The 16607-nt window shown below is 66.6% G+C and carries 10 protein-coding genes; 5 read left to right on the forward strand and 5 right to left on the reverse strand.

Annotated features, from left to right (window positions below; all coding sequences use genetic code 11):
* The first annotated feature begins 42 nt into the window (after nt 1-42).
* Nucleotides 43-852, forward strand: coding sequence for an IclR family transcriptional regulator (locus ACFY5D_RS13335; RefSeq protein ID WP_387530444.1), 810 nt, complete (start codon nt 43-45; stop codon nt 850-852).
* 86 nt (nt 853-938) lie between these two features.
* Here the strand turns inward: ACFY5D_RS13335 and ACFY5D_RS13340 are convergent, their stop codons facing one another.
* On the reverse strand, nt 939-2354 hold the full coding sequence (locus ACFY5D_RS13340; protein WP_387530447.1) for a ferredoxin reductase: 1416 nt from the start codon (nt 2352-2354) through the stop codon (nt 939-941).
* Nucleotides 2351-3655 (reverse strand): SRPBCC family protein, encoded by a 1305-nt coding sequence (locus tag ACFY5D_RS13345; protein WP_387530450.1) that lies wholly within the window; start codon nt 3653-3655, stop codon nt 2351-2353. The genes ACFY5D_RS13340 and ACFY5D_RS13345 overlap by 4 nt, the downstream gene beginning before the upstream one ends.
* A gap of 161 nt (nt 3656-3816) precedes the next feature.
* On the opposite strand from ACFY5D_RS13345, the gene ACFY5D_RS13350 reads away from it, so the two are divergent.
* The 4 genes from ACFY5D_RS13350 (at nt 3817) to ACFY5D_RS13365 (ending at nt 11097) form a co-directional block, all read left to right on the forward strand.
* Nucleotides 3817-4749: a LysR family transcriptional regulator gene (locus ACFY5D_RS13350; RefSeq protein WP_387530453.1), complete on the forward strand. Its 933-nt coding sequence runs from the start codon at nt 3817-3819 to the stop codon at nt 4747-4749.
* Between the two features lie 976 nt (nt 4750-5725).
* A complete protein-coding gene (locus ACFY5D_RS13355; RefSeq protein WP_387530456.1) occupies nt 5726-7609 on the forward strand; it encodes a BCCT family transporter in 1884 nt (627 codons plus the stop codon).
* An 80-nt stretch (nt 7610-7689) separates the two neighbouring features.
* On the forward strand, nt 7690-8583 hold the full coding sequence (gene purU / locus ACFY5D_RS13360) for a formyltetrahydrofolate deformylase (protein ID WP_387531044.1): 894 nt from the start codon (nt 7690-7692) through the stop codon (nt 8581-8583).
* Nucleotides 8584-8604: 21 nt separating this feature from the next.
* Complete coding sequence (locus ACFY5D_RS13365) at nt 8605-11097, forward strand: FAD-dependent oxidoreductase (protein ID WP_387530459.1); 2493 nt, start codon at nt 8605-8607, stop codon at nt 11095-11097.
* A gap of 145 nt (nt 11098-11242) precedes the next feature.
* Here ACFY5D_RS13365 and recR read toward each other — a convergent pair whose 3' ends face one another.
* The 3 genes from recR to gluQRS form a co-directional block, all read right to left on the reverse strand.
* Nucleotides 11243-11944, reverse strand: a complete 702-nt coding sequence (recR, locus tag ACFY5D_RS13370; RefSeq protein ID WP_387530461.1) for a recombination mediator RecR — start codon at nt 11942-11944, stop codon at nt 11243-11245.
* 96 nt (nt 11945-12040) lie between these two features.
* Nucleotides 12041-15631 (reverse strand): DNA polymerase III subunit gamma and tau, encoded by a 3591-nt coding sequence (locus tag ACFY5D_RS13375; RefSeq protein WP_387530464.1) that lies wholly within the window; start codon nt 15629-15631, stop codon nt 12041-12043.
* Nucleotides 15632-15641: 10 nt separating this feature from the next.
* Nucleotides 15642-16562, reverse strand: coding sequence for a tRNA glutamyl-Q(34) synthetase GluQRS (gene gluQRS, locus ACFY5D_RS13380; RefSeq protein ID WP_387530467.1), 921 nt, complete (start codon nt 16560-16562; stop codon nt 15642-15644).
* Nucleotides 16563-16607: the final 45 nt, after the last annotated feature.

The raw sequence follows: 16607 nt of genomic DNA on the forward strand, positions 1-16607 counted from the left end.
CCGTGTAGCTTACTGTAAGGAACCTTCGAAGGGATGGAAGCCATGGCAAAGGAAGAACCAGCGGTTCCGGATGCGGATGACGAGGATGCTGCCCCCGGTGGTGTCCAGTCGGTGGACCGAGCCCTCGCGATCCTGGAAATCCTCGGCCGGCACGGTAGCTCCGGAGTCGGGGAAGTGGCGGAGGAACTGGGTATCCACAAGTCGACGGCGTCCAGGCTGCTCGGTTCGCTGCTGGCCCGGGGCATGGTCCAGCAAAACACCAACCGCGGCAAGTACGAGCTCGGCTTCACCATCCTGCGCCTGGCCAGCACCATTCCGGGCAGGCTCTCGCTGGTCGGAATGGCGCGCCCGGTCATCGAGGCGCTCGCCGAGGAATACCGGGAAACGGTCAACCTCGCCGTCTTGCGCGAGACGTACGCGGTGAACGTGGATCAGGCCATGGGCCCCTCCAACCTGGCGACCCACGACTGGCTCGGGAGCCTGACCCCGCTGCATGCCACCTCCAGCGGCAAGGTCCTGCTCGCGGCCCTGGGCGCCGACGAGCGGGGCCGGATCCTGACGCTCACCGGGCTTCCGCAGCGCACGATCAACACCCTGCAAACCCGTGCGGCGCTGGAAAAGGAACTCCTGCAGGTTGCGAAGAACGGCTATGCGCAGGCCCGTGAGGAGTTCGAGCTGGGCATCAACTCCGTGGCGGTGCCGGTGCGCAACCATCTTGCCATCGTTGTCGGGGCCATCAGCATCTCCGGACCGACGTTCCGCTTCGACCCCGAAACGATGCCCGGCCTGATTGAGGGGCTCAAGCGGGCCGGACTGCAGGTCAGCGCTTCATTGGGTTACACCGCAGGTTAGCGACGCCCGCATCCAGCCTTTGATCGCAACACCGTTTGCCTTGGGCGTTGTTGTGCAAGTGCCGAAACCTGCGCGGTCTGCCCTGGTCATGCATCGATCACCAGGTCGGTCCGCGCAGTCGAGCAGCACGGCAGGAACTTGCCGGCTTCGATCTCCCGTGCACGGATCCCTCCCTGGTGGTTCATCTCCACGTCCCCGGAGAGCTTGACGATCTTGCATGAGCCGCACATGCCTTCCTGGCAGTTCGCGCCAATCCTCACCCCTGCCCGCTTGGCCGCGCCGAGGATCCGTTCCTCGGGATTGATGCGCACGTTGAGGCCGGTGCGCATGAAGGACAGGGTGAGGCTTCCGGTGCCCACGGTGTCGAACGTCGAGGCGTCGGGGGAACCGGCCTCCGGAACCGTGCCCGATTCGACGCCGGGGGCTTCGGGGCAGGGAGAGCTCGGGTCGGCCGTTTCGAGTGGCAGCCCCGCGGCTTCCAGGGTTCCGTCGGCGTCGTAGCCCGGTTCGTAGAGTCCGAGCGCCGCGGGCTGGCCCGCGTAGTGCTCCTCGGCGGAGACCGCGATTTCCTCGGCGATCTCTTCGGCGATTTCCCCGGCCAGCGCGATCTCGGCCTCGTACTCCAGGATCGTCTGGCGGTCGCCGGAGAAGAACTCAATGTGGATTGAGGTGTCGTCGACCCCGACCTCGTTCAGGAGCGCGGTCGCTGTGTTCAGGTAGCCCTCGGGGCCGCAGGCGTAGACCTGGCGTCCGTTGGCATCGGGTGCCACCTCATCGATCATTGCTGCGCTCAGGCGCCCGAAAAGACCCTCCCAATCCCCGGGCGCGCTGCGGTCTCCGAGCGAGTAGAAGACCTTGACGCGCGAATCGACGGCTGCGATGTAGGCCAGCTCCTGGTGGAAAGCGAAGCCCCGGGGTTCGGCTCCGTGGTAGAGCACCACGACGTCGGCATGTCCCGGCAGGGAATGGATGGTTCGCAGCATGGACATGATGGGGGTGATGCCGGCGCCCGCGGCCAGCAGGAGGTAGCGGGCCCGCCTGTCGGCATCTGGCAGGTGGAAGGCGCCGACCGGTCCGAGCATGTCCAGCACCGTGCCGGGCCTGACGTTTTCGTGCACCCACGGCGAGACCAGACCGGCGGGATCGCGCTTGACAGTGACGCTGAAGGTCCACGGTTGGGTGGGCGAACTGGACAGCGAGTAGCTGCGGTCCACCGGGTCGTGGTCCTCGCCGTTCACCGGAAATGCGATGTTGAGGTACTGGCCCGGCCGGAATGCCAGGGGAGCGCCGTCGGTGCGGCGGAACACGAAGGTCATCATGCCGCCGGCCTCGGGAACGGTTTCGACGCACTCGGCCATGAACTCCTGCGGGTGCCAGGGACCCAGGGCGCGTGCGGCGCCGGCAGGCCCCTCGGTGCTGCCCAGCACCCTGTTCCACGGCATTTCCAGGCCGCTGATGCGCTGCGCCTCCGGAACTGCGGTGAGCGCCATGCTCTCGATCATGCCAAGTGCTCCTGCACGCGCTGCACGTACCAATTGATGAATGCCTCGACCTGGTATTCGCTCTTCATGTAGGGGCCGGGTTCGTAGGCCGGGCTGTTCGCACCGGTCTGGCAAAGCTCAACGAACGCCTTGTCCTGCAGGTTGGTCTGCTTCCACGTGTGGGTGAGCTTCTCGAGGTCATAGTCGTCACCTTCGACGGCGTCGTCTGCCACCAGCCAAGTGGTGCGCACGAGTGTCTGGTGCTCATTGATGGGGAACACGGCGAACGTGATGACGTGGTCGCCGAGGAAATGGAACCAGCTGTTGGGCTGCAGGTGCATGGAGCAGCGCCCGAGGCGGAAATCGCGCAAGTCCCCGAGCAGCTTCTTGGACAGCCTGTGTCCGTCGGCCGAGAACGATTCGCCCTCGCCATCGAGGGGCTCGCGCGAGATGCGGATGCCCGCCACGCGGGTGTCGAGCTCCTCGACGACTTCATAGGGAAGGCCGTAGCGCCGGCAACGTTCTTCGAGCGAAGCCTCCGCTTCCTTGTTGCGAGCCCACACCTCTTCGAGATGCGGTGGGATGAGGCCCTCCGTCAGCCCCCAGGTGGGAAAGAGGGAACAGGCGAGCTCCGGGTGGCCGTCGCAGTGGTAGCACTCACGGTTGTTTTCCATGACGAGCTTCCAGTTGCCCTCTTCGATGATGTTCTGCTGGTAGGCAATCTTCGTTTTGGACAGGTCATGGGGTTCGAGGTAAGGCTCGAAGATCTTTGCGGTTTCATCGAAATCGGCCGGCGGTTCCTCCGCAACGCAGACGAAGATGAGTCCGGCGTACACGCGGCTGTGGGCGCGCTTGAGACCGAAGCAGCCCTTGTCGAATTTGGTTTCACCGGGTGCGGACGCGTGGATCAGGTCGCCGTTGGGCGAGTAGGTCCAGGAGTGGTAGCCGCACACCAGGTTGCCCGTGGTCCCGGTGGATTCGGTCAAGACCCGCGCGCCGCGGTGGCGGCACACGTTGTGCAGGACATTGACGCCGCCATCGTCATTGCGCAAGACGATCAAGGAATAGGGGCCGTAGTCGACGGTCACGTAGTCGCCTGGCTCGGGGAGTTCTGCAACGCTTGCGGCGAAGACCCAATGCCGGCCGAAAATGGCCTGCATGTCGATCTTGAAGACCGCCGGATCCGTATAGAACGGCGCGTCGAGGGAATAGCCTTCGCGCCGATAGTCGAACAACTCGGCGATCTCGGCCAGCTGCTCTGCAGGCAACGACGAGGCGAGTTTGCCGCGTGAAGACAGGGGCACGTTCACTGAAGCAGACATGTGGTTACTCCTCGGAGGAATGGGTGGGCAGGCGGAGCCGGGGACCACGGGGGTGATCGTCGTCACTACTGCTGTTGAAATCGGCTTACTCATTGAGGTTAGGGATCCGCGATCTGCAATAAAAGCGCAAGATTTTGGCGATAATAGTGCAGAATAGGCGCATGATCGATCCACGGCTGACGACACTTAGGGTGTTTGCGCGATGCGGTACCGTCGGGGCAACCGCGGAGCTCACGGGCTATTCGCCATCGGCTGTCTCCGCGCAGCTGCGGGAACTGCAGCGGTCCCTTGGGATGCAGCTGCTGGCGAAGGATGGTCGTGGCGTGCGCTTGACGGCCACCGGCCGATATCTCGTGACGGGCTCGGACGTGCTGTTCACGGAATGGGAGCGACTGCGTGCCGCTGCGCTGGAGGCTGGCGACCAGGTGCAATCCCATTTTGGACTCGGCGGCTTTTCCACTGCGGCCGCGCAGCTGCTCGCGCCACTGGCCGCGGCCCTGCGTTCATCGCGCCCCTTGCTGGAAGTGCAGGTGCTCGAGGCCGATCCGGCCCGATGCTTCGACCTGTTGGTTGCCGAGCGAATCGACCTGGCTGTCATTGTGGCGATGCAGTCCGAGACCCTTGCAGACGAAGACCCGCGTTTCGAGCAGACAACGCTGCTGCATGACCCCCTGGACGTGATCCTTCCATCCGACCATCGGCTGGCATCGCGTGAGACGGTGACGCTGGAGGAATTGGCGGCGGAACCGTGGATCACGGAAGCTCCCGGGTCGACCTATCACGCCCTGTTCACGGCGGCGTTCACAGCAGTCGGCGTGACCCCGCGAGTCGCCCATGAGGCCATCGAGTGGGAAACCCAAATTGCCTTCGTCGGTGCGGGAATGGGTGTGGGTCTGCTGCCTAGATTGGCGCCCCTGGGGAGCGCTGAAAACGTGACTCGATTGCGCATATCCGGACAGGGGAAGCCCTCGCGCAGAATCGTTGCAGCCGTACGCCGGGGCAGCTTGGATTCGCTGCTTGTCAAGGAATCCCTCGATATCCTGCAGACCAAGGCCAAGCGAATCCTCATCGAACGGCTGGGGGACGATCTGTGACACCGAGTAAGCATGGGCTCGGGGTTTTGGCGGCAATGCAACGCGGCGGCACTGCTTAGGCGAGTTCCGCAAGCCCCCGAGGGCGCCATGCCGACGTTCTTCAGCATTCGGTGCGGCTTCCTCCTGGGAGGCGCCGGACCCGGAATCCGCGTACCCCGGCACCGGGGGAATGCCTAGCGGGTCTTTGACCAGCTCGCCACTGCTTTCGTCCTGCGGATCCGGTCATGTCCGGAAATGAAGGCGGGGCCGGTGGAGTCAACCCAATCCGGTTCACCGGCGTTGATGCGGGAGATTGCCGGGCCCGGATTCGCTCGGTGGCAACCGTCCCAAGTGTGCCTGCCTCGGCCGGGGCCGCGAAGAATGTCCGCGCAAATGCACCGCCCGGCATGGCCTCGGCCTGTTCCCGGTGTCTAGCGAGAGCCGTTGGATTGATATATCGGTCCCACGTGTTGCCACCGAGCCGGCCGGAACTTTCGCGGGCATTTCTCCAGGGGCGTTTGGCTCAATCGGCGAGGTCCTCCCAATTGGTCGGGGAATGCACCCTTGACTTTCGGATGTGAGGTACGCCACGATTGTTGCTCGAGACGCTTGCTGTTGATCAATGCGAAACATCGTCTCCCCATTCGTGACCGGACCAAACCAGAGAAAAGGACTGGACGAGTGAAGCACAAAGACTGCACGCCAGGGTGCCTCTCTGTCAGAAGACGTGACGGAGGGCTGCAAGATCGAATGCCGGAACATGCTTCGACGTTTGATTTGTGGACCTTGGAGGCGGCCCGCGGATAAGTTCCTTGCGCTCGTCCACTCCGTCACCGTCGATTACCGCATCATCGTGATCGAACATCCATTCAGCTGCTAAAACTTCCAGCCGGCATCCACCCCGGATAGCGTCCCCGTAGAGGGCGCACCGACTAGTCCCGCGGTTCCACCCGGCTCCAAAGGCACACGTCGCATCCCCCATGCAAAGGAGACCCTCATGGCAGTGAACACCGACGAAACCATGGCCGAAGAGCCGGACGTACCTGACGAGAACCTGGACGAGGAAGCAGGGCCGGGGTCCCAACCACCGGTTGACACCGCGATCCTGCGGGAGCTTAAGGACAGCGAATCGGCGCGGAAGGCCACACGGATGGTTCCGCGCCTGCCCGAGGGACTGGACAAGGTCACCTTCGGCGTTGCCGGGGCCTTCGCGCTGGCCTTCGTCATCTGGGGGCTGGCCGACACCGCCTCGCTCTCGAAGGCTTCCAACGTGGCACTGTCCTGGGTCACGGAGAACACCGGATGGCTTTTTGTCTCGCTGGCATCGTTCTTCGTGATCTTCGTGCTCTGGCTGGCCCTGGGCCGGTTCGGGAACATCCCGTTGGGACGGGACGGGGAAAAACCGGAGTTCCGCACCATTTCCTGGATCTCCATGATGTTCAGCGCCGGCATGGGAATCGGGCTCGTTTTCTACGGGGTGGCAGAACCCCTCTACCACTATGTGTCCCCGCCCCCGGAAACCGTTGACGGGAGCACCCCCGAGGCCATCCAGACGGCCATGGCCACGTCCATCTTCCACTGGAGCATCCACCCCTGGGCCATGTTTGCGGTGGTCGGCATCGCGATGGCCTACTCGACCTTCAGGCTGGGGCGCCGCCAACTGATTTCCTCCGCGTTCACCTCCCTGTTCGGCCCGCGGGTCGAGGGCCCGGCCGGCAAGATCGTGAACATCCTGGCCATCTTCGCCACGCTCTTTGGGACCGCCGCCTCGCTGGGGCTCGGTGCCATGCAGATTGCCAGCGGAATCGAGTTCAACGGCTGGGTCGGCAAGGTCGGCTCACCGGTCCTGGTCGTTGTCATCACGGTGCTGACCGTCTGCTTCGTGCTCTCGGCCGTCTCGGGGATCGCCCGGGGCATCCAGTGGCTCTCCAACATCAACATGGTCCTGGCCCTGTTGCTGGCGGTACTTGTCTTCGTGCTGGGTCCCACCTTGCTGATCCTGAACCTGGTGCCCTCGGCCATCGGCGACTTCATCCGCGACCTGCCTTCGATGGCCTCGCGCACCGAGTCGGCCGGCGACGAGTCGGTGCGGGCCTGGATGTCCGGCTGGACCATCTTCTACTGGGCTTGGTGGGTCTCTTGGGCACCGTTCGTGGGCATGTTCATCGCCCGGATCAGCCGAGGTCGCACCATCCGCCAGTTCGTCACCGGCGTCCTGCTGGTCCCGTCCCTGGTGTCCGTCATCTGGTTCTCGATCTTCGGCGGTGCAGCCTTCGACGTCCAGCTCAAGGCCGAGGCCTCCAACGGCGCAACCGGCTCGATGGTGAGCATGGTCGAGGGGAAACCGTCCATCGACTTCCAAGGCGCAATGTTCGACCTGGTCCACCACCTGGGCACGTCCCCGGGAGTCACTCTGGCCTTGGCCATCCTTACCATGGTGCTGGTCGGAATCTTCTTTGTCACCGGTGCCGACTCCGCCTCGATCGTCATGGGCTCGCTGAGCACCAACGGGCGACTGGAACCCTCCAAGCGCGTGATCGTGTTCTGGGGCGTGCTCACCGGAGCCGTGGCGGCGATCATGCTGCTTGCCGGAGGGGACGACCCCGGCGAGGCGCTCAACGGCCTGAAAAACATCACCATCGTCTCCGCGCTGCCCTTCGCCATCGTCATGTTCATCCTGTGCATCGCCCTGGTCAAGGACTTGCGCCGGGATCCGCTGGCACTGCGGAAGAAGCTGGCCGACTCGGTGGTCGAGCGGGCCATCCGCAGCGGCGTGGACGAACACGGCGGGGTGCCTTTCGAGCTGGTGACCAGGCACGACTGCACCGACGCCTGTGCCTCCGAGGACCGTTGTCCGGGCCGGGGATCCGACGCCCGATGAACCTCCGCGATCCACAAGCCACCATCAACCAATATCCATCCACCTTTCAGCGCGCCAAGGGAGAAACCAACGTGACCACCATGACCCACGAGCAGGCAGCGACCGCCGACGCCACACACCCGCGCAGCGTCCGCTTCATCCTCACCCTCTCCTGTCCCGACAAACCGGGGATCGTGCGGGCCGTGACCGGGTTCCTCGACGATGCCGGCTTCGACATCGCCGAGCACCAGCAATTCGACGACCACGTCGGCGGCCGGCTCTTCCTGCGCACGGCTCTGGCCGGCGGGGACCCGCGGGAAACCGTCGAGCAGCTGGAAGCCGCGTTCGGAAAGCTGGCGGGGGAGTTCGACATGGACTTCGCCTTCCACGACGGGCGGGCCCAGCGGGTGCTGGTCATGGTCTCGAAGTTCGGGCACTGCCTCAACGACCTGATCTACCGCTGGCGGACCGGAACGCTCGGTGCCGAGCTGGTCGGAGTGGTCTCCAACCACGAGGACCTGCGCCCCATGGCCGAGGCCGCCGGGCTGCCGTTCATCCACATCCCGGTCACCGCCGACACCAAGCCCGCCGCCGAAGCCCGGCTCCAGGACGTCATCGCCGAGCACCGGGCCGACGTGGTGGTGCTGGCCCGCTACATGCAGGTGCTTTCCAACGAGCTGACCGCCGCGCTGCACGGGCGGGCCATCAACATCCACCACTCGTTCCTGCCCGGGTTCAAGGGCGCCAAACCCTACCACCAGGCCTACGCCCGCGGCGTGAAGATGGTCGGGGCCACCGCGCACTACGTCACCGAGTCCCTGGACGAGGGGCCGATCATCGAGCAGGAGGTGTTCCGGGTGGACCACGTCCCGGATGCCGAAGCCCTGGCACGGATCGGGCGCGACGCCGAGGCCCAGGCCCTGGCCCGGGCCATCACCTGGCATTGCCAGCACCGCATCCTGCTCAACAACACCCGCACCGTCGTCTTCCGCTAAGCACCGAGAAGGAGCATTTCCATGAACCAAACACCCCGCGTCGTCATCATCGGGGCCGGCATCGTCGGCGCGAACCTGGCCGACGAGCTGGCCGTCCGCGGCTGGACCAACACCACCGTCATCGAGCAGGGGCCCCTGCATCTGGCCGGCGGATCGACCTCCCACGCCCCGGGCCTGGTCTTCCAGACCAACGCCTCGAAGTCGATGACCGAGTTCGCCAGCTACACGGTCCAGAAACTGCTCTCGCTGCAAAAGGACGGCACCTCCTGCTTCAACCAGGTCGGCGGGCTGGAAATCGCGACCACCCCGGAGCGCCTGGAGGAGCTCAAGCGCCGGCACGGATTCGCCACCTCCTGGGGGCTCGAATCGCGGCTGGTCGATGCTGCCGAATGCAAGCGGCTCCACCCGTTGCTGGATGAGGAAGCGGTGCTCGGCGGCTTCCTGGTTCCCTCCGACGGGTTGGCGTCCGCGGCGCGGGCGGTTCAGCTGCTCATCGAGAAATCCACCGCGGCCGGCGTGCGGTTCCTGGGGGACACGACCGTGACCGGGATCGAGCAGGACGGCGGCAAGGTCACCGGGGTGCGGACCGGGGACGATGCCGTGATCGAGGCGGACATCGTGGTCTCCTGCGCCGGGTTCTGGGGTCCTGCCATCGGGGACATGATCGGGATGCGCGTGCCGCTGCTGCCGCTGGCCCACCAATACGTCACCACCGACGCGCTGCCCGAGCTGGCCGGGCGGAACGCCGGGCCCAACGGGGCCTCTCTGCCGATCCTGCGCCACCAGGACAAGGACCTGTACTACCGCGAGCACGGGGATCGGATCGGGATCGGCTCCTACGCCCACCGCCCGATGCCGGTGGAACTGGACTCCCTGCCGAAGGTGCCGGCCAACAAGATGTCCGAGCACGAGATGCCCTCGCGGCTGGACTTCACGCAGGCGGACTTCCTGCCCTCCTGGGAGGATACAAAGGCGCTGTTGCCGGCGTTGCGCGAGAGGGCTATCGAGGACGGGTTCAACGGCATCTTCTCCTTCACCCCCGACGGCGGCCCGCTGGTGGGCCAGGCCCCCCAGCTGGAGGGATTCTACGTGGCCGAGGCCGTCTGGGTGACCCACTCGGCCGGCATCGCCCGGGCCGTGGCCGAACTGCTCATCGACGGGCAGCCCTCCATCTCCCTGCACGAGGGCGAGGTGACCCGTTTCGAGGCGGTGCAAACCACCAAGGAGTACGTCAGCGAGACGTCCCAGCAGAACTTCGTGGAGATCTACGACATCCGCCACCCGCTGGAGCCGCGCACCTCGCCCCGGGACCTGCGTTCCAGCCCCTTCCGCCGTCGGCAGGACGAGCTCGGTGCCGTCTACCTGGAGTCGGCTGCGTGGGAGCGCCCGCACTGGTTCGAGGCCAACCGGGAGCTGCTCGACGAGCTGCCGGAAGCATGGAGCTCCCCGGAACGAGACGAATGGTCGAACAAATTCCATTCCCCGATCTCGGCGGCCGAAGCCTGGAAGACGCGCACCGCGGTGGCCATGTACGACATGACCCCGCTCAAGCGCCTCGAGGTCTCCGGGCCCGGGGCCCTGGCCCTGCTGCAGAAACTGAGCACCGGCAACATCGCCAAGAAGCCGGGCGCGGTGACCTACTGCCTGCTGCTGAATGCGGACGGGGGGATCCGCTCGGACGTGACGATCGCGCGGCTGGGCGAGGAACGCTTCCAGCTGGGCGTGAACTCCAACATCGACCTCGACTACTTCACGGTTGAGGCGCGCCGGCAGGCCGAGGCCGACCCGGCAGCGTGGGCGCACGTCAGTGACATCACCGGTGCCACCTGCTGCATCGGGCTGTGGGGACCGCTGGCCCGCGAGGTCATGGCCAAGGTCAGCGAGGACGACTTCTCCAACGAGTCGCTGAAGTACTTCCGCAGCGCCGAGGTGGTCATCGGAGGGATCCCGGTCACCGCGATGCGCCTGTCCTACGTGGGCGAACTCGGCTGGGAACTGTACGCCAGCGCCGAGACCGGACAGAAGCTTTGGGACGTGCTCTTCGAGGCCGGGCGCGAGAGCGGGATCATTGCCGCGGGCCGCGGGGCATTCAATTCCCTGCGTCTGGAGAAGGGCTACCGGCTCTGGGGCACCGACGTGACCCCCGAGCACCACCCGTTCGAATCGGGCCTGGGCTTCTCCATCGCCAAAGACAAGACGGGGTTCGTGGGGGCCGACGCGGTGGATGCGCTGCGCAACAAGCCCTCCGACCGTGCCCTGCGCTGCCTGACCGTCAACGACGGGACCTCCATGGTGCTGGGCAAGGAACCGGTGTTCATCGACGGGAGCCCCGCCGGCTACGTCACGTCGGCCGCCTACGGCTACACGGTCCGCACGCCGCTGGCCTATGCGTGGCTGCCGGCCGCCACCGTGGAGGGCGACCAGGTGGAGATCGAGTACTTCGGCCGCCGGATTCCCGCGACGGTTGCCGCGGATCCGCTCTTCGACCCGAAGATGGAGCGCCTGCGCGGGTAGCTGGCGCCCACGTCGTCCGGCATCGCATGCGGGGTTTGGGCCCGGATGCGATGCCGGGCGGGGCAAGCTGCACACCCCGGCAGGGAAGTCGGCTTCGGGAACCCGCATCGCCTGGCTTCCTGATGCCGAGGGGCCCGGCGGTGGTCTAGCTCGCGGAGACGGTGTCCTGGGCAGGGGTTTCGGCGGTCGGCGTCTTGGCAACCGGGGCCGCCGCAGGTGCCGATCGAACCAGGGGGGCCGCCGGGGCGCTCACCGCGGTGGAACGGCGTCCCTCGATGGCCCGGGCGAGGGTGACCTCGTCGGCGTATTCCAGGTCCCCGCCCACCGGCAGGCCGGAGGCCAGACGGGTGATCTCGATGCCCAGCGGACGCAGCGTGCGGGTCAGGAACGTGGCAGTGGCCTCGCCCTCGAGGTTCGGGTCCGTCGCCAGGATGATCTCGGTGATGCGCTCGTCGCCCAGCCGGGCAATGAGCTCGCGGATGTGCAGCTGCTCGGGTCCGATCCCGTTGATGGGATTGATGGCGCCGCCGAGCACGTGGTAACGCCCGGTGAAGGCACGGGTGCGTTCGATCGCCATGACGTCCTTGGACTCCTCGACCACGCAGATCACCGAGTCGCTGCGGCGTTCGTCGCGGCAAATCCCGCAGGTCTCGGATTCGGAGACGTTGAAGCAGATGCTGCAGAACTTCACACGTTCCTTGACCACGCGAATGGCCTCGGAAAGCCGCTTCATGTCCTCCGGGTCCGCCTCAAGGATGTGGAAGGCGATGCGCTGGGCCGACTTCGGGCCGATCCCCGGAAGCCTGCCCAACTCATCAATGAGTTCCTGGACTGCGCCTTCGTACACTTGCGTTCACACTGCCTAATTTTGCTGTTCCCGATAACTGACCGTGGGTGAGACTATACGTCCGACGCGACACTTTATCGAAAGCGCCCGCGAAGACTAGCGAATCCTGTCCGGGCGTTCGATGACATTGCCCTGGGGATCACGTTCCTCGATGACCCGGCCCTTGAGGATGCGCTCAATGGCCGGCACTCCGAGCAGGGACGAGTCCTCGATGGCGATGTCGTCGTCGCTGGGGACGAATTCCGTATCATCCGATTCTACCGGCGTCGGCTGTGCCGGAGCCTGCTGGCTCGGATCCGGTGTTGGCCGCGGACGCGCGAAATCCGGTGCATCCGCGGGGTTGCCCCAGGCCCCCGCAGTGGGATCCGTGGGAACCTGCTGCGCGGCGACCCTGGCGTTGCCGCCGTCGGCAACACCCGCGGCGCGGTTCATCAGCCGCTGGTAGCGGCTGAGTTTCCCGTCAGCTGCCGGTGCGTTGGAAACCGGGGCTGCGCCGGCGCTTGGCGCAGGTGCGGCGGGTGCGGGAACCGGCATGCCCCACGTGGCGGCCGAGGCACCGGGTGGCGGGGCGACCGGGCGATCGGCAGCACCCAGCGAGGGTGCGGGCGCGACATAGCCCTTGGGGGTTGCCGGCGGCGCAATCGGGGGGAGCGATGCCGTCGCCGAACGGGGTGCCGGAGCCGCGGACTCCGTGCCCCAGGCCGGTTCGGCCGAAGCCGTTGCCGTGCCGAGCTCCGCATCCCAATCGGGCACGGGAACGGAGGAGGCATCCCAGTCCCCGCCTGCGTCGTCCCATGGCTCGGAATCGTAGGTGGGTTCCGGTCCGAACCCCGGGTCGTCATCGCCGAAGGGCGGCGAGACTTGCTCGGGCACGGACGCGGGCGACGGCGCGGATGCTGCCGGACGGGGTGCCGGAGCGACTGCCACTGGTGCCGGCGCGGCAGGCGCTGACGCGACTGGTGCCGGTGCTGCGGGTCGTTCCTGTGCGAACGACGGCGCGGCGGAGGCTGCAACCTGCGGCTGGGCCGGTTGCTGCGCGGCCGGAGCCTGAGCCTGGGCAGGCCGGGGCGCGGCGGACTGAACAGGTGCAGGTGCAGGGGCAGCTGCCTGCGCTGCTGGCTGAGGGGTTCCCCAACCCGATGAAGCAGGTGCGGATGCACCGGGAGAGGGAGTGGCGGTGTGCTGCTGTGGTGCGGATTCAGCTGGACTCGAGGTCACCGCCGGCTCGGGCCGGCGATCAACTTTTGGGCCAGAACCACCCGCCGGTGCGGACCCTCCCGCAACGATGGCCAACTCGACCTGAACGCCAAGGACCTTCTGGATGCTCTGACCAAGGATTGCGATGTGCTCAGGGCGTGAGGTGAATGCAGTAAGCGCGCCCGGGTTGGCGAAGCTGACGGTCAGTGTTCGGCCGTCAAAGCCTGTGACGGCGGCATGCGGAGCAACCGTCATCCAGAGGAACCTCTTGGCGCTCTTCAGCTCCTCAAGGATGTCCGGCCATGCGCGGCGGAACATCTCCACCGATCCCGCGCCGCCTGCATGCGCGGGTGCACCCTGTGCATGGGGTACCTGCGTTGCGGGAGGCTGTTGGGCCTGTCCCGGGTGCTGCTGCGAAGGCCTGGCCTGCTGGGCCGGAACCTGCTGTCCCGGGCGCTGTTGCGACGGCGCTGCCTGCTGGGCTGGTGCCTGTTGCTGCTGGAACTGCGGAGCACGCTGTTGCTGGACCGGCGGCGCCTGCTGCTGGCGCTGCTGCTGTTGCTGCGCGGCGCGCTGCTGGGCCGCGCGTTCCTGCTCGGCTGCCTCCTGGGCGGCACGCTGTTCCCGGGCCGCTGCTTCCTGCGCGGCGCGCTGTTCGGCGGCGGCCTTTTCCCGGGCGGCTTGTTCCTGGAGTGCTCGTTCCTGGGCTTCGCGTTCCTTCGCGGCCTTTTCCTCCATGGCACGCTTGGTGAACTCGGCCATGGCCTGGTTCTGCTGGATCGGCGCGGGCGCCGCGGCGGGTGCCGGTGCGCCTTCTTCGGACTCCGGGGCGCGATCGGGCAGGATGCTGAACGGCGGCACATCCGCGGGCGGGTTCACCGGGGTGCTTTGTGCGGGCGCGACAGGCTGGGTCACGGGGTTGGCCGGCGCGTCGGGAACGGGGCCCCAGGTGCCTCCCCAGTCGGCCGAGTTTTCCGAGTCGTTTGCCGGTGCCGGTGCGGCCGGAGCCGAGCCATGGGGTGCAATGGAAGCCGGCGCCGGGGTCGCGAGTGCAACCGGGGCCGGAGCCTCAGCGGAATCCTGGGCCGCCTGCGGTGCCGGGGCGGCCTGCTGTGCAGGCTGCTGGACGGGCTCGGGGGTCGTCGCCGCAACCGGAGCCGGGGCGGCGGCGGGGCCACCCTCCTTTTGGGCGCGTGCGGCGCGAAGTGCCTCACGCACCGCGGCCGCACCCTGGCCCTGGTTTTCCGACTCGTAGCCAGATGAAGATTCGGCGGGGTGCCCGGCGTAGCCGGCATCCCCTGCCGGTGCCGGCGGAAGATCGTCCCCGGCGTAGGCCAGACGGCGTTCGACCCGGTCCATGCGCGCGTTGAATCCGCGCTCGCTGGCATCGGAGGCAGGCAAGAGCAAACGGGCGCAAAGCAGCTCAAGGTGCAGTCGCGGCGAGGTGGCGCCGGACATCTCGGTCAGCCCGGCGTTCGTGACGTCGGCCCAGCGGCTGAGCTCGGACTGGCCAAGCCCCGCGGCCTGGGTCTGCATGCGGTGCAGCTGGTCCTCGGGCAAGCCTCGGATGATCTGCGAGGCGTTTTCGGGGACGGCGCGCACGATGATCAAGTCGCGGAAGCGCTCCAGCAGATCCTCGACGAAGCGGCGCGGGTCGTGCCCGGTCTGGACCACGCGGTCCACGGCACCGAACACGGTTGCCGCGTCCCCGGCGCCCAGGGCGTCGACGACGTCGTCAAGCAGCGAGGCGTGCGTGTAGCCGAGCAGCGACACCGCCAGCTCGTAGTCCAGGCCGTCGGGTCCGGCGCCCGCGATCAGCTGGTCCAGCACGGAGAGCGAGTCTCGCACCGAGCCGCCGCCGGCGCGGATCACCAGCGAGAGCACGCCGGGGGCCACGGCAACGCCCTCGGCGGTGCACAGGTACTCGAGGTACTTGATCAGCGGTTCGGGCGGAACCAGCCGGAACGGGTAGTGGTGGGTGCGCGAACGGATCGTGCCGATGACCTTGTCCGGCTCGGTCGTCGCGAAGATGAACTTGATGTGCTCCGGCGGCTCTTCGACGATCTTCAGCAGGGCGTTGAAGCCGGCCGAGGTGACCATGTGGGCCTCGTCGATGATGAAGATCTTGTAGCGGTCGCGCACCGGGGCGAACGTCGCGCGCTCGCGCAGGTCGCGGGCGTCGTCGACGCCGCCGTGGCTTGCCGCGTCGATCTCGATGACGTCAAGGGAGCCCGGGCCGCCGCTGGCCAGCTCGATGCAGCTGGGGCAGGTGCCGCACGGGGTCGGCGTTGGGCCCTGGGCGCAGTTAAGGCAGCGCGCCAGGATGCGGGCGGACGTGGTCTTGCCACAACCGCGCGGACCGGAGAAGAGGTAGGCATGATTGACCCGGTTCTTTTCCAGGGCCGTCATCAGCGGTGTGGTGACATGTTCCTGCCCGATCACGTCCGCGAAATTGTCGGGACGGTAGCGACGGTAAAGAGCTGTACTCACGATGGCCACCCTATCGGTTTTCCGGTGCCAAGCGCATCCCGCGCTTCTCACTCGGATCGGTTGTGAAGACCCACGGTTCCGTGGGCAGAAGTGTTGGATCAAAGGCCGCCAGCGCGGCATCAAGGGACGTGGTCGGCAGATCCAGTGAGGCAAGCATCATGGATCTGGCTTCCCCGGGCCCGACGCCGTGCTCGGCGAGCTGGCCCAGTGTGACGGACCCGTCGCGTTTGGCCAGCCTTTTGCCCTCGGCATTCAAGGCCAGCGGGACGTGCGCATAGCCCGGCACGGTGTACCCCAGCAGCTCCGCCAGGTACGCCTGCCGCGGTGCGGAGGAGAGCAAATCGTCCCCGCGCACCACTTGGTCAATGCCCTGCACGCCGTCGTCGACCACGACCGCCATGTTGTAGGCGGGAACCCCGTCGTTGCGCAGCACCACAAAGTCGTCGACGACCCCGGTGAATTGTCCGTGCAGTACATCCGTGACGGTGAATGCGGTGGTTTCGCTGCGCAGGCGCAGAGCTGCGGGACGCGTCTTCCGCTTCGCTTCCCGCTCGGATTCGCTGAGATCGCGGCAGGTCCCGGGGTAGGTTCCGGGTGCGGCATGTGGCGCGCTGCCGGCCTCGGCAATGTCGCGCCGGGTGCAGTAGCACTCGAAGAGCAGGTTGCGGGAACGCAGGTCGTCGATTGCCGCGGCGTAAAGGGGCATGCGATCGCTTTGGCGGACGGTCGGGCCGTCCCAGTCAAGGCCTATGGCTCGCAGGTCAGCGAGTTGGAGTTCTTCGGCGCCGGCACGGGCGCGATCCAGGTCTTCAACACGCATCAGGAATTCGCGTTCCGTGGAACGGGCGAAAAGCCAGGCCAGGATTGCGGTGCGGAGGTTGCCGAGGTGTAGTTCCCCTGAAGGGCTGGGAGCGAATCGTCCAGCACCCATGACGACTCCTTTTCAATCCCTCGAGCAGCAAACGCAACTATGGGC

The sequence above is a fragment of the Paeniglutamicibacter sp. NPDC012692 genome (genome assembly GCF_042901625.1).
GTDB lineage: Bacteria > Actinomycetota > Actinomycetes > Actinomycetales > Micrococcaceae > Paeniglutamicibacter.

Coding starts and splice junctions, on each gene's coding strand:
- ACFY5D_RS13345 (WP_387530450.1), bottom strand. CDS start 3,655: ATGTCTGCTTCAGTGAACGTGCCCCTGTCTTCACGCGGCAAACTCGCC.
- ACFY5D_RS13355 (WP_387530456.1), top strand. CDS start 5,726: ATGGCAGTGAACACCGACGAAACCATGGCCGAAGAGCCGGACGTACCT.
- ACFY5D_RS13365 (WP_387530459.1), top strand. CDS start 8,605: ATGAACCAAACACCCCGCGTCGTCATCATCGGGGCCGGCATCGTCGGC.
- ACFY5D_RS13335 (WP_387530444.1), top strand. CDS start 43: ATGGCAAAGGAAGAACCAGCGGTTCCGGATGCGGATGACGAGGATGCT.
- purU (WP_387531044.1), top strand. CDS start 7,690: ATGACCCACGAGCAGGCAGCGACCGCCGACGCCACACACCCGCGCAGC.
- ACFY5D_RS13350 (WP_387530453.1), top strand. CDS start 3,817: ATGATCGATCCACGGCTGACGACACTTAGGGTGTTTGCGCGATGCGGT.
- ACFY5D_RS13340 (WP_387530447.1), bottom strand. CDS start 2,354: ATGATCGAGAGCATGGCGCTCACCGCAGTTCCGGAGGCGCAGCGCATC.
- gluQRS (WP_387530467.1), bottom strand. CDS start 16,562: ATGGGTGCTGGACGATTCGCTCCCAGCCCTTCAGGGGAACTACACCTC.